This is a genomic window from Paenibacillus sp. FSL K6-2393 (assembly GCF_038002545.1).
Lineage (GTDB): Bacteria > Bacillota > Bacilli > Paenibacillales > Paenibacillaceae > Paenibacillus.
The window spans coordinates 1853877-1868186 of record NZ_JBBOCU010000001.1; the positions used below are offsets into that span (position 1 = coordinate 1853877).

Sequence of the window (14310 nt, forward strand, 5' to 3'; positions counted from 1 at the left end):
TGAGAATGTCGTTTGTGAGTATGAAGAGTATGACTCATAAGTAAAGATGGATAAGAGCCTACATAAGAGTAGGCTTTTTTTGCTTTTTCGACCTTCATAGGTCAATATACCTTGTATAAATGAACATGCAATGTCAGGGAAATTAGTTTTTTTATCCTATTGAAGTTTTTTCATGGAAATGTGTATATAGATAGAGGCATATTAGATCATAACACATCACAAAACACGGGTTTACCGTAATATGAGGAGATTGTACATAATGCATGACACACAGATTGAAGATTGGTTGAAACTCGCAGGTGGCAAGGAGAACATCAAGCTTGTAGAACATGATAAGGGCACAACGACGCTGGTAATAAAGGACAGTACTCAATTGAACATGTCTATTCTTGCTTTCTCAGATGTTGTGGCAGATATTCGGATAACGGGTGAGCAGTGCCATCTGGCAATAAGAGATGAATCTTCACTTATCTACAATACGTTACTGGGTATGGGTGTTGCGGAATCGACAGGGACAGGGTTGCAGGAAGCAGGGCACACGAAGAAGAACAGATTCTCAATCTTACATTTTGTATCCGATGTGTTCAGGCCCTTGATGCCTGCAATTCTCGGAGCCGCTGTTATTAAAATTATAGTCGCCATTATTGCGTTAATGGATACGTACAGTTCTGCGGACTCTTCAGCATTGATGGACAGCCAGACCTTTACGATCTTCAGGATCATTGGAGACGGTGTATTTTATGTACTGCCTATATTGGTAGCAATCAGCACAGCGTATCGGTTGAAGAGCAACATCTATGTTGCTGCATCGATTGGCGGACTCATGTTTTATCCGGAGATGACGATGCTGATGTCAGGGGAAAAAGAGGTGCATTTCCTGGGTTTGCCACTGGTGTCCCAGCCTGCTTTTTACTCTACGCCCATCTGGGTCATTCTAACGATCTGTGTAGCCGCCTTCTTGGAAAGAGTTGTTGAACGATATAGTCCAAAATTTTCCAAAGGGATGGTTGCTCCATTCCTGACGTTACTGATTCTTGTTCCGCTAGTATTGATGATTCTTGGTCCAGTCGGCACCTGGATTGATGAACATCTGCCGGAGGCATTGGATTCACTAGTAGCTAATGCTCCAGTGTTGTCGGTGATGTTACTGGGAGCGGTCTTCTCGCTGATGTTAATTACGGGATTACACTACTGGATAATTGCCATCATCATTAATGAAATGGTTATGAATGGTGGCTCTATGGTGATTGCTGCCATGTTAGTGGCGATTGTAGGACAAGCAGGGGCTGCGCTTGCAAACGCTTTGCATTCGAAAGAGCCAGCATCCAGAAGACTTGCTTTCTGGGCAACGGGAACAGCCCTCCTTGGAGTTGTAGAGCCTGCATTGTATGCGGTCAACATGAGAAAAAGATCCTCTTTTTACGCGGCATTGCTGGGTGGAGCTGCGGGTGGACTGTATTTAGGACTGTTATCTGTCAAGGCATTTGCTATGGTGGGGAATCCGAGCTTGGTCAGCCTCCCGCTCTTCATCGAAGAGGGTAGCCTGAATCTGTTACACACATGCATTGGTGTGGTTATTGCTTTCGGTGTCTCAGGTGGACTGACGTATTGGATGGCAAGAAAAGGACAGAAACGGGGACAGGGGTCACCGAAGGCCAGCATTGAGTAATACGTAAAACGTAGCATTGAAGAAATATCATTAAAGTTGTAAGAAAGAGCTTGTACCTGATGGTGCGGGCTTTTTTTGTGTTTTTCTGATTAATGTAAGTATGAGATGTATAATCGCTGTCCACCATTTTATTCAAGCCATAGCTTGTTGGTTATGGAGTTGTCATGTATTTTGATATAGTGAAACCTATAAATCTGGATTACTAATCCCTTTGAAAGGATAACCTATGTCTGACAACATGGAATGGATTGCTCAATGGAAGTCAACGAATGCACTAAGCAACGCATGGATAACAAAAGGCGAGCTGCATCACTTTCCCAGTCACACCTTGATATTTATCATTGATGGAAAAGCGATCTGGAATATAAATGGACACCGAGTTCACGTCTCCTATGGAGAATTAATTGCGCTTGAAGAGAACTCTGTAATGGAGGTCATTGAAGGTGGCAACCTGGATCTGGCAGGCTGGCATGTTCAGTTCGATACATATTCGGTGCTGCATGATCGACGGGAAGCTGAGAAGTTTGAATGGCGGTTACCGTCAGGAGAGGCGTATCAGAAAGTGCAACTGTCCGGTGGAGGTCTGGCAAGTATCATTAAGCATTGGAGTGAAGTGTATACACAGGATCAGAGTGCAGAAAGGGTTGGCCATCAGCATTTGTTATATGAGTTGTTAAGTAATCTATATCGGAAACAGCCGGATAACGAGTTGAAGCCAGAACACGGTATACTTCTCTCCATTGACTACATGCAGCAGCATTATGATCAGGTCATTACACGTACACAGTTAGCTCAGATTGCCGGAATCAGTCCATGGCATTACTCCCGCAAATTTAGCGAGCGATATGGTAAGCCACCTCTGGATTATCTGGCACACTACCGGATCTACCGTGCGCAGGAAGAATTGATATTAACAGCTGCAACCTCACAGGATATTGCCAAAAAGACTGGATTTGAAGATGCTCATTATTTTAGCCGACGCTTCAAACAACTGACTGGCGTATCACCTAAGATATATAGGCAGACGATGACGCAGCGCAAGATCGTATCACTTTCTCCAATCTGTGCAGAAATTATGATTCATCTGGGTGTCATCCCCCATGCCGTAGTGGTCACCCCGATCCTGTTGTCCCCACATCATCATGAACAATTTACAGCGTATGGAGTAGAGATGCTGGAGGTAACACAGTATGAGGTGGAGATAGAACTTGTTCGACAAATTCAACCGGAGATGTTGATAGGAAACGTATTGACGGAAGAGGTCAAAAGGGAGCTGCGCACAATTGCACCGATTCTAACTGGACTTCATCAAGATGTAGAACCAATGCTCGATCAATTGGCAGTCTGGTTTCTTAAAGAAGAAGAAGCTTATAGACTGCATCAGCAGATGAAACACGAAGTCAGCGTAGCTAAGCAACAGTTGCAACCCATCATCCAATCCGCGGCCACAGTCATGTTGCTGAGGGTAGAAGCGTTTGGTTATCGATATCTGGGTGGGCATTCACACGGGGTATCACACTTGTTATATGAACAGCTTGGATTAACACTGCCGCAAGCACTGGATTCAGGTACAGCCTGGTTTAATCCTTGTTCGCTTGAACTACTGACACAAGCCAATCCCGATTATGTGTTTGTGGAGAAGCGGATCATGCAGCACTTCAGCGCTGAAGAGAATATGAGGAAACTATGGGAGAGTCCGCAATGGAACGAGCTGAAGGCTGTGAAAAATAATCGGGTATTTTACGTAGATACTCACCTGTGGGTAGACGGTCACGGAATTACGGGTCACACTCTGATTCTAAATCAGATCGTTCGCCATCTTACGGAACCTTTTCATGAGAGAGCACAATAATCCAACCGAATACGCACGATATGCTATGGAAGCAACACTTCTTATTTGATACTATTTGATAATAATTATCATTATCAATGTACATAAGGGGCGAAGTATATCATGTCACGAAGATTTAAAGGGTTAGCCATCATGCTGTTGGTGATCAGTATGATGCTGGCGGCATGTTCCGGTGGAACTACTGAAGAGAACGCTACAGCTGGAACAGCAGGTACTCCAACTGAAGGAGCAACGAATACAACAGAAGAAACAGCGACTGAAAGTGGGACTAAGGTGGTGAAGGATCAGTTTGGAGAAGTAACGATTCCAACTCATCCTCAAAATCTGGTTGTGTTTGATTCGATCTATGCCGAGTATCTGATTGAAATGGGTGTTACACCTCAAATCGTTTTGTTAACTCCAGAAGTTGAAGCGGAATACCGCCCTGATTATTTGAAAGAACATGGAGTCCAGATCATTGAAGTTGAGCAATATCAATATAATTATGAGCAGTTGCTTGCGTTGTCACCGGATATGATCCTTGCAGCTGGCGAAGGTATGGAACAGGGCGTATATGATGAATTGTCCAAAATCGCTCCTACAGTGGCACTGGATGCCAACAGTGAAATGAAACGTGCTATGCCAAAGCTGGCTGCCATATTTGACAAGACCGAAGAATCTGCCAAAGTACTGGCTGAATTTGATGAGAAAGCCTCACAAGCGAAAGAGAAAATCGCGGCAGCCCTGGGAGACAAGACCGTATTGGTTCTCCGGGTAGAGCACAATCGTTACCGTTTCATGGGTCCCAAAGGAGGAAGCAGCAGTGTTTTCTTCTATGATATCCTGGGTCTGAATAGCCCTGAAGCGATCAAAGACTCTACAGATTGGTTTAGCCAGTTCTCACTGGAGTTTTTGCCTGAGATGAATCCGGATTATATTTTTCTGGAAGATAGAACCCTCGTAGGTTATGACACGAAGAAATCCATGGAAGATCTGAAAGCAAGCCAGGTGTGGTCGAATCTGGAGGCTGTGAAGAATGATCATGTCTTCCCGTTGAAGACAAGCCAATTCGTATCCGGTGTGGGTCCGATTGGATCTGTAAAATTGATGGACTATGTTGTTGAAAAGTTGGTGCCTTAAATGACAACGGAGACACAATTAGACATCTACGATATTACGATCATTGGTGGTGGGCCTGCTGGCATGTATGCCTCATTTTATAGTGGTATGAGAGCCATGCGTACCAAGATCATCGAAGCCAAGCAGGAACTGGGTGGATTCATGCGTACGTACCCGGAGAAGCTGATCTGGGATGTGGGCGGGATTGACCCGATTCGCTGTGAGAAGCTGATTGAATCGCTGGAGAGACAGGCGAGAACGTTCGATCCAACAATTGTATTTGGGCAGGAAATAGCCGAGCTTGAACGACGTGAGGATGGTGTATTTGTACTCATTTCCAAAACAGGCAAACGTCACTACACACGCACAATCTTGTTATGTGCTGGGAGAGGTATGACGCAGGTGCAAAAGCTGGCTATTGAAGGTGCCAATCGATATGAACTGACAAATCTGCACTACACGATAACCGACCTGTCCCGATTTGCCGGGAAGCGTGTTCTGATCTCGGGTGGTGGTGATTCCGCAGTCGACTGGGCGAATGAAATGGGCAAGATCGCAAGTGAAGTTACAGTAGCACACAGACGTCATGAATTTACCGGACATGAGTCGCCTGTTGCTCAGATGAAGGCTCAAGCCAACGTCATGACGCCATATACTATCTCTCGCTTATACGGCAAAGGTGATAAAATCGATCGTGTCGAGTTGGCCCATTTAGAAACCGATGAGATCACACATGTCGAAGTGGATGAAGTTGTTGTAAGCCATGGGTATGATCGTGATTTTGGTAACCTCGTGCAATGGGGGCTAGCGCGTGAAGACTACGGCGTATCCGTTGATCAGCGCATGCGTACCAACATTCCAGGTATATTCGGAGCAGGTGATTTCATCACTTATGGAAGCAAAGTCAGGCTGATCGCTGGTGCTTTTAACGATGCGGTGCTCGCCGTCAACAGTGCCAAGACGTATCTGGAACCTGCTGCTTCCGATATGGCGGGTGTATCTTCTCACAATGCCCGGTTCTATGAGAAAAACAAAGCACTATTGTAAAATAAGAAGAACCTGTGCGAAAGGGATAAGCATAGCAAAAGCCAGTCAAACATCGAGAATATCTCGTGTTCGACTGGCTTTTTTATCTGCATTTTATATTGAAAATGGGTCTATACATTCATGTTATAGACTGGATTCATAGACCAATTTTCTCATTTTGGGCACTATAATTTTCTAATTTATAGTTAATAGTCTATGCCCCTTGTGATGGATACACATAGTATGGGGAGAAATATCACGGAGGTGAGTTCATTGTTAAATCGTCATGGAAAACGCATTTGTAGACGTAAATTTAAACAAAGCATGCATTGTCGTGTTAAGGTTAAGGTGGTAAAGGTTAGACCTAAGGTTGTTGTTAATGCACCGCAAGGCGCTCAAGGAAATTCTGGACCAATAGGACCGATAGGTCCAAAAGGGGCAACTGGCGCTCAAGGGATACCGGGACCACAAGGACCGATAGGTCTCAGAGGAGCGACCGGTGCTCAAGGGATACCGGGACCACAAGGACTGCAAGGGATTCCGGGTATACAAGGGCCAGTCGGGCCAGCAGGCGCGCTCGGAGCAGTGGGTCCGGTAGGTCCCGTAGGTCCAGTAGGAGCAGTAGGAGCAACAGGTCCGGCCGGTCCAGTTGGGGCCGGAATATCCGATTTCCTAAGTGTTTTCCGAGCAGACCCTGGCACAGGCACAGACACAGTACCTGGCAACTCACCAATAACTTTAACCGGGGTTTTGGCTAATGTTGGAGGTGCATTCACTTTTGTGCCGCCGTCCTCAACGATAACAATCAATGAAACAGGAAGTTACTTGATCTCTTTTAGCATTCATAATCAGGGCAATGCGGATTTCAACCTCACGGTAAATGGAACGCCCATAACACCTGTGCCATTCACAGGTAATGGAGGTGGACCTATATCTGCTGAAGTTATTGTTACGGTTACAACGGTTCCGACGACGATCCAGCTGGTAAATGCGAATGCAACTCCTGCACAGTTGCATAACAATCTAAATACCACTGTGACCATTCTAAAACTGACTCCTTAATTCGGATTCTCAATATAGTCTATGTCAGCATAAAAATAAAAGTTTATGTGTTTTATCCAGTCAATAAGTCTATTTATTCAAAAAGATAGTCTGATTTATCGGGGGCTTGAGAGTGGCGGGACGATGACATTAAAGGGCATCGCCGCTACTCTCTCCGTTTTCGAAGCTAAGCTCCCCAAGTCTGGGTAAAAGAATCACGGTGCTAGTAGCTACCGAAGGTATGGGGGCACTAAGATTACGACCGTCTTTATGTTCAAGCTGGACAAGATACTTAAGCAAGTGGATAGTTACTTTTTAGCTCTGCATAAGGACGGATACGATTTTTTCATCCAAATTGATGAGGATGGCTATTCGGATGGAATGTTTGAAGAGTATGTCTTTGGTTATGGGGCACTGTACTTGCTTGCCAATTCAGTGAATGTAGATGGACAGATCCCATCGCCGGATTTTGGCAGTACTCGTAGATTGAAAATAAAACCAACATAAGTTGTCCATGTTGTTGATTAACATCTGGGGAATAAACAGATCCATACTTAGCTATCGGTTATCCCACAAAAGCCTGTCCATTTGCTGATTGAAAGAGCTTTCATTTCATCCGTATACTAAAGGTGTTAGCAGGTTGGGTGTCATAATGAGGCATTCATCGTAATAGGAAAGGATGATATGAAATGGGCAGATTAACTGGAAAAGTTGCAATTATAACCGGTGCCGCAAGTGGAATGGGATTGGCAGGTATTCAATTATTTGCAAGAGAAGGAGCCAAGGTAGTGGCTACCGATGTGGCGATCGAAGCTTTGGAGGAACAGGTTAAACAGATCGTAGCTGGTGGCGGGGAAGCCATTGCGTTGAAGCTGGATGTATCCAGTCCAGAGTCCTGGAACGCTGTTGTGGAAGAAACCGTATCGAAATTCGGAAAAATAGATATTCTGGTCAACAATGCCGGAATTCATATGGCCAAAGGCATTTTGGAAGCTGAGCTAGAGGATTGGGACAAGGTTATGTCCATTAATGGTACAGGTGTATGGCTCGGCATGAAGGCAGTCATTCCTTATATGCAGAAGAATGGACAAGGTTCCATCGTTAATACCTCTTCCATAGCAGCAATCATTGGTGGAATAGCAGATGCCCAGGGCGCAGCTTATAGTGCTTCCAAGGGATCTGTACGTTCATTGACCAAACACGGGGCACAGTGGTTTTCCAAAGACAATATTCGTGTGAACTCCGTACATCCGGGTGCTGTGTTTACGGGGATGGTGGAGAAAGCAGGCATCAAATCCCAGGTGGAGATGGGGGAGAATTACAAAAATCTTGCTCCACTGCCTCCACATGCTGGTGAATCTATGGATATTGCTTACGCCTACCTGTTTTTGGCATCTGATGAATCCAAATTCATTACAGGTGTTGAGTTGCCTGTAGATGGTGGCTGGATCAGCAACTAATTAAAATAAATGTTTCGACATGATAAAGAGGTACTGTATCTCAAGCTTCAGGGGAGACAGTACCTCTTTTTAAGAGCAGATCCCACTACAGAGTCATGGCATAACTTTATCTTGATGGACTCGTTGCAGAATGGAGATTAGACCGATAAATCTCTTGGGAACGGTTCATGCGTGTGAATTCCAACAGTTGTTCAGCCATATAGGAGGCGCTGTATTTGAAGTTGCTTTTCACCCAACTCGTAACTAAACCAAGAACGGCATTAGCCTGATAACAGGCGAGAAGTTCCTTATCCAACCGTGGATCAGGTGACAGATCCGTCACATCCTCCAGATACAAGTTCTTAAGTGTTATATAGAGTGTATCCCTGAAATCCAGTAGCACGTTAGAATTAACCAGCAATGTATAGAAGGAGGCATGAGCCAGCACATGGTCGAAAATTTGAATTGCTGAGGCGTTAAGGTCCTTAATATCGAAATCTCGGAAATGCTGATAGGGTGCTCGATAGGCTAATTTTAAATCGTCAATCACGTCATTTAACAATTCATCAAACAGGTCTTCTTTGTATACATAATGCTTGTAAAATGTGCTGCGGTTCAAATCGGCGGATTTGACAATATCGGTGATGGTTATACTGGCCAATGGCTTACGGGACATCCATTCCAGAAGGGCTGACTTCAGAGCATGTTTGGATTTGTGTACTCTTCGATCGGTGTCAGCTACAGATGGAGACTTAAACATATACACAACCTCCCTTACTTATCAATGATACAGTGCACAGGCAGCAGATTACGCTTACTACAATACAAAAATGTGAATATATGGTGACTTTGGTGTCGTAAACTGTCCGTATCACTGTGTTCTACCTTATAATAAACCAAAACGGACGAGGAGATGGACTCCAGATGAAAAAACAAATATGGATCATTGCAGGTATTGCAGCTGTGATTGTAATCGGAACCTATCTGTTTGCAAGTAATACGGGCAAGGAAGAGGCGGGTGCAGCCAATGCGCCCAACATCCGAAAATTGGTGGAAGATATCAGCACAGGAAAAGAGACACCCGAATCTGCCTCCATCAATGCCAAACAGTTAATCGTAACCGATCAAGATAAAAAGACCACTACATACGATTTGCCTGAAAATGAATTTTTCCTTTCCATTGCACCCTATGTGGATCAGACCCATCCCTGTGCAATTCATAGCTTGACCGGTTGTCAGGGGGAAATGAGCAATAAGGAATTCAGTGTTACCATTCACGATTCTCAAGGCAACACTTTTATGAAAGATGAAGTGATGAAGTCTGGTGCAAACGGATTTATGGATTTTTGGGTGCCTAGAGACAGAACCTATCTGATTCGTATTGTTCGAGATGGAAAGGTTGCGGAAACGCAATTGTCTACATACGAAAATGATAATACATGCATCACTACGATGCAGTTGAGTTAATGCAAACAGCAAACAGTAGAAGGGAAGGATGGCTTTTGAGCTCTCCCTTTCCTTTTTTATTTCATAAAAGAATTGGATTAAGGTACTTTGCATTGACAAAAATCAATTCCTACGGCATAATCCAATAGTGATAATGATAATTGTTATCATATAAATACATATTAACAGGGGAGAAAAGAGATATGAAAAAAGGGTTGAATGGACTGTTGATTATGCTGGCCTTTGTGCTGGTTTTGGCGGGTTGTGGTAAAACCACGACTACAACAGATACAAGTCAAGGTAGTGGCTCGGGTAGTGCTCCGGCTGAAGAGACAGCAGGTCCTGTTACCGTGAAGCATAAACGTGGAGAGCTTAAGCTGGACAAGCCAGCAGAGCGTGTCGTTACGCTTGAATGGACATATACGGAGGATGTTGTTGCCCTGGGTGTTCAACCAGTAGGTAATGCAGATAACGCTAACTATAAAGTGTGGGTAACATCCGAAGCAGCACTGGATGACAGTGTAACGGATATCGGAACACGCAGTGAACCAAATCTGGAAGCAATTGCTGCATTGAAGCCAGATCTCATCATTGCTAATGCAGATAATAACACGGCGGTTTACGATCAGCTTAACGCGATTGCTCCAACGATTGAATATGATCCGTATGATGGTGACGGCTATGATTATGACAAGATGACAGAGATCTTTAATAACATTGCAACAGCTCTGGGTAAAGAAGACAAAGCAAAAGAAGTTCTGAGTAATCTCGATCAGCACTATGTAGAAGCCAAAGAAAAACTGGCTGCTGCGGGGAAAGAAAACTTCAACTTTGCACTGACACAAGCGTTCACATATCAAAATGCAGTCAGCCTGCGTATGTTTACCGATAACTCGGTTGTGATTGGTACCTTGGACAAAATCGGACTGGTTAACGACTGGCAGCCGGACAAAGTTGAAAACTATGGCTTCTCTACAGTAGGCATTGAATCCTTAACCGATGTGAAGGACAGTAACTTCATTTATATTACACAACCAGACGATGACGTCTTTGGCACAGCCATGAAAGATAACTCGGTTTGGAACGGACTGAACTTTGTGAAGGAAAAACGCACATATCAACTCGATAGCACAACATGGACATTTGGTGGACCCATCTCCTCCAAAGTATTGGTTGATGGGGTAGTCGAGGCGATTACCAAATGAGTTCGGTTCAAGGATCTAAGCCAGCTATGAATTGGCGCACAATAAGCATATATGGGGGCGGTCTAACCGCTCTCATCGTGCTTTTTTTTGTAAGTCTGTGTTATGGAGAAGCATCCATTCCTTTGCATGTCGTTTGGGACGCTCTTACAGGCAGACAGGATTCATTAGAGCACAATATGGTCTGGGACTTGCGCATGCCGCGTACAGTGATCGGTATTCTTGCGGGTGGCGCACTGGCTGTTGCGGGCGCTTTGCTGCAAACGATTACTCGTAATCCACTGGCTGCTTCAGATACGCTGGGCATTAATGCGGGAGCATACTTTGTGGTGGTGCTGGGAGCTATCGCTTTTCCAAGTCTATTAAGTCAGTCGCCTTTTCTTTTCGCAGCCCTAGGTGGTTTGCTGGCAGCATTTGCGGCTTATTTCATGGGCGGCGGACGAACATCAAGCCCGGTTCGACTTGCGTTGTCCGGTATGATTGTATCGATGGTCCTTGGTTCATTTACGAGTGCATTACATATTTTTTTCTCCATGGAGACACAAGGGTTGTTCCTTTGGGGTTCAGGAACACTTGTCCAGAATGACTGGAGTGGTGTGTTTTATGCTTTGCCTTGGGTGGTTGGTATTACCCTTCTCGCGTTAATCCTGTCCAGACAGTGGGATATGCTGGAGTTGGATGAATCAACGGCCTCTTCCTTGGGACAAAAGGTTGCATTGGCTCGTGCAGGAGGGTTAATCCTCGCTGTATTGCTGGCCGCCGTGATTGTCAGTGTAATTGGACCGATTGGTTTCGTGGGATTGGTTGCACCTCATCTGGTTCGATTGAGTGGTGTACGTTCCAATCGATTACTTTTACCCGGTGTGTTCATATGGGGCGCAGCGCTCCTGGTTGGAGCAGATGTCCTCGCCAAGATGGTGCATAACTCCAGCATGGAACTGCCAACGGGTGCCGTTATGGCGATCATTGGTGCACCGTGGCTCATCTGGCTTGTTCTTACACGCATGAAGGCTGCAAACGGATCAGGCATGTCAACTTCAATGAGCACAGGAGGAGCTGCGCGTCGCTTTGCATTTGGCCCGATGGCTGTATTATTCTCAGTCATAACGGTCGTGCTTATCTTGCTCAGTACGATGTTTGGTGGTATGCGAATTCCGCTGGCCGATTGGTTACCAAGTCTGTTCCAATCGGATGGACTGTTCTCCGCGCTGATTCAGCTTCGGATTCCGCGTACTCTTGTTGCCGCAGGTGCAGGAGCTGCACTGGCAATCAGCGGTGTGCTCATTCAGATGGCGGTACGTAACCCGCTGGCAGATGCTTCAATTGTTGGTGTGTCCTCAGGTGCAGGGCTTGGAGCAATGATGGTCATCATCTTATGGCCGGGTCTTCCGATATACTTGCTGCCAATTGCGGCAATTATCGGTGCAGCCATTGCTGCAGTGGTTGTGTTCTCCCTCGCCTGGAAGAAAGGACTGAACCCTTCGGCGGTTGTGTTGCTGGGGATCGCGATGTCTGCCATTGCTGGAGCAGGTATTCAGATTCTGATTGTCCGTGGTGCGGTATACGGTAGCAGCGGATATATCTGGCTGACAGGAAGCACCTATGCTCGTACCTGGGAACAGGTGAGGGTTATCGGATTATTTTTAGTTATTCTGGTACCGGTGGCTTGGTGGCTGGCACGCAGATTCGAACTGCTGGTATTTGACGACAACAGTGCATCCGGGCTTGGTCTCGGAGTACGTCGCACACGATTATTGGCCATGACAGTTGGTGTATTACTTGCAGCAGGTGCGGTTGCTTGTGTAGGAACCGTTGGTTTTATCGGGCTGATTGCACCACATATGGTACGGCTACTGACGGGGAATAAGTTAAGACGATCCATGTTCCTATCCGCATTAGCGGGTGCAGTCATGCTGGTGCTCGCCGATACTATCGGTAGAACCGTCATGGCACCGACAGAGATTCCATCAGGCATACTCATTGCGATCATCGGAACACCGTACTTCCTGTATCTGATGTATCGTTCTAATTGGCGCAAGTCTGTATAAATCGTTGAAACAAGAAGCCTGCTCCCCGAGCAGGCTTCTTGCTATCACGTGGTACCATTCAGCTGCGATCTTAAATCACCCAATGAATGTTTAGTCCTCTGAAAATGAAAAAAATCCCCTTCACGTCTACGAGAAGTAGAGATCACGTTTTCAAACGTGAAACTCTTACTCCCTGTGGACCTTGAGGGGATTTTTGCTTGAGCACATTCGAATCGTACTCCCGTTAGCTGGATTTCAGAATCCCGCTGTCATCGACGGATTGTACGGCTTGCTGCAATATTTCATTATCCTGAACAAGCGCGAAGCGCACATACCCTTCACCTGAAGGACCAAAGGCACTGCCTGGGGTTGCAATGACACCCGCATGTGTGACCAGATCCATGGCAAATTGCTCTGAGCTGTCGTAGTGCGCCGGAATCCGGCTCCAGACGAACATCGTTGCTTCAGGTTTGGCAATCGGCCAACCGAGATTGCTGAAGCCCTCACAGAGGATGTCTCTACGCTGTTCATAAATAGCTCTGACCCGTTCAACCTCGGATTGATCACCGGTAATGGCTGCAATTGCTGCTTTTTGGATCGGTAGGAACATCCCGTAATCCATATTGGATTTCAGCTTTTTCAGCATGGAGACCATGGTTGTATTGCCCACACAGAAGCCGATTCGCGCTCCGGCCAGTCCGTACGTTTTTGACAGGGAATTGAACTCCACACCGACGTCCATGGCGCCAGGGAATGCAAGGAAGCTTCCACATGACTTTCCGTCAAATACGAGTTCACTGTACGCATTATCGTGGAGCACGATAATATCATACTTCTTGGCAAAGGCAATCAGGTCAAGATAGAACTGATCCGGTGCCATCGCGGTTGTTGGATTGTTGGGATAGGAGACCAGCATGAATTTCGCTCGATGAGCGATATCTTCCGGTATATCCTGAAGCTGAATAACATACCCGTTTTCTTCTTTTTGCGGCATATAATACAGTTCTGCACCTGCCAGTAACGGCCCATCCGCGAAGACGGGATAACAGGGGTCAGGGACCAGCACGAGATCACCTTCATCGACAATGGAGAGGGATATATGTGCCAGCCCTTCCTGTGAACCGAGCAAGGAACAGACTTGTGTAGCCGGGTCTAACTCGACCTGATAGCGCTGCTTGTACCAATCGCTTGCAGCTTGCAGCAACTCACTCTGATCATTCACAGCATATATATAATTAGCCGGATCAGCTGCGGCCTCGCATAGTGCAGTTATAATATGCTGCGCAGGTGGGATATTCGGCGTACCCACACTGAGATCAATAACCGGCAGTCCGTTCTCCAGTCTGCGGCGCTTGATCTCCAGCAACCGGGTGAAAATTCCTTCGTTGAAATGATCCATTCGTTTGGCAAAGTTCATGATGATGATTCAGCCTCCAATCCTCTTCGTACACATATTCATTAATAATAAATGGACAGCGACTAAAAGAGAAGAGCAGTGGAACGCTTGAGG

The 14310-nt window shown here is 45.8% G+C and carries 12 protein-coding genes and 1 pseudogene; 11 read left to right on the forward strand and 2 right to left on the reverse strand.

Annotation, left to right across the window (positions count from 1 at the left end; all coding sequences use genetic code 11):
• Positions 1-259 precede the first annotated feature (259 nt).
• The 8 genes and pseudogenes from MHI14_RS08120 to MHI14_RS08150 all read left to right on the forward strand — a co-directional run bounded on the left by MHI14_RS08120 (position 260) and on the right by MHI14_RS08150 (position 8146).
• The gene (locus MHI14_RS08120) at positions 260-1669 is read left to right on the forward strand and encodes a PTS transporter subunit EIIC (RefSeq protein ID WP_341130158.1); all 1410 of its coding nucleotides are present in this window, start codon (positions 260-262) and stop codon (positions 1667-1669) included.
• Between the two features lie 226 nt (positions 1670-1895).
• Positions 1896-3521: a helix-turn-helix domain-containing protein gene (locus MHI14_RS08125; protein ID WP_341130159.1), complete on the forward strand. Its 1626-nt coding sequence runs from the start codon at positions 1896-1898 to the stop codon at positions 3519-3521.
• A 102-nt stretch (positions 3522-3623) separates the two neighbouring features.
• On the forward strand, positions 3624-4640 hold the full coding sequence (locus MHI14_RS08130) for an ABC transporter substrate-binding protein (RefSeq protein WP_249912063.1): 1017 nt from the start codon (positions 3624-3626) through the stop codon (positions 4638-4640).
• Positions 4641-5666 (forward strand): NAD(P)/FAD-dependent oxidoreductase, encoded by a 1026-nt coding sequence (locus MHI14_RS08135; protein ID WP_091028141.1) that lies wholly within the window; start codon positions 4641-4643, stop codon positions 5664-5666.
• Positions 5667-5801: 135 nt separating this feature from the next.
• A pseudogene (locus tag MHI14_RS31105) lies at positions 5802-5855 on the forward strand (hypothetical protein); the annotation flags it as partial.
• Positions 5856-5993: 138 nt separating this feature from the next.
• Complete coding sequence (locus MHI14_RS08140; protein WP_341130160.1) at positions 5994-6707, forward strand: collagen-like protein; 714 nt, start codon at positions 5994-5996, stop codon at positions 6705-6707.
• Between the two features lie 249 nt (positions 6708-6956).
• Positions 6957-7193, forward strand: coding sequence for a hypothetical protein (locus tag MHI14_RS08145; protein WP_091028144.1), 237 nt, complete (start codon positions 6957-6959; stop codon positions 7191-7193).
• A gap of 182 nt (positions 7194-7375) precedes the next feature.
• Positions 7376-8146 (forward strand): SDR family NAD(P)-dependent oxidoreductase, encoded by a 771-nt coding sequence (locus MHI14_RS08150; RefSeq protein WP_341130161.1) that lies wholly within the window; start codon positions 7376-7378, stop codon positions 8144-8146.
• Positions 8147-8252: 106 nt separating this feature from the next.
• On the opposite strand, the gene MHI14_RS08155 is transcribed toward MHI14_RS08150, so the two are convergent.
• Positions 8253-8885 (reverse strand): TetR/AcrR family transcriptional regulator, encoded by a 633-nt coding sequence (locus tag MHI14_RS08155; protein WP_341130162.1) that lies wholly within the window; start codon positions 8883-8885, stop codon positions 8253-8255.
• A gap of 164 nt (positions 8886-9049) precedes the next feature.
• Here MHI14_RS08155 and MHI14_RS08160 point away from each other — a divergent pair, with 164 nt between their 5' ends.
• The 3 genes from MHI14_RS08160 (at position 9050) to MHI14_RS08170 (ending at position 12821) form a co-directional block, all read left to right on the forward strand.
• Positions 9050-9592 carry a CueP family metal-binding protein gene (locus tag MHI14_RS08160; protein WP_341130163.1) on the forward strand — a complete coding sequence of 181 codons (543 nt, stop codon included), beginning with the start codon at positions 9050-9052 and terminating at the stop codon, positions 9590-9592.
• 182 nt (positions 9593-9774) lie between these two features.
• Positions 9775-10776, forward strand: a complete 1002-nt coding sequence (locus MHI14_RS08165; RefSeq protein ID WP_133385711.1) for an ABC transporter substrate-binding protein — start codon at positions 9775-9777, stop codon at positions 10774-10776.
• Complete coding sequence (locus MHI14_RS08170) at positions 10773-12821, forward strand: iron ABC transporter permease (RefSeq protein WP_091028157.1); 2049 nt, start codon at positions 10773-10775, stop codon at positions 12819-12821. The genes MHI14_RS08165 and MHI14_RS08170 overlap by 4 nt, the downstream gene beginning before the upstream one ends.
• Before the next feature lie 223 nt (positions 12822-13044).
• Here the strand turns inward: MHI14_RS08170 and MHI14_RS08175 are convergent, their stop codons facing one another.
• Complete coding sequence (locus tag MHI14_RS08175; protein WP_341130164.1) at positions 13045-14217, reverse strand: aminotransferase class I/II-fold pyridoxal phosphate-dependent enzyme; 1173 nt, start codon at positions 14215-14217, stop codon at positions 13045-13047.
• Positions 14218-14310: the final 93 nt, after the last annotated feature.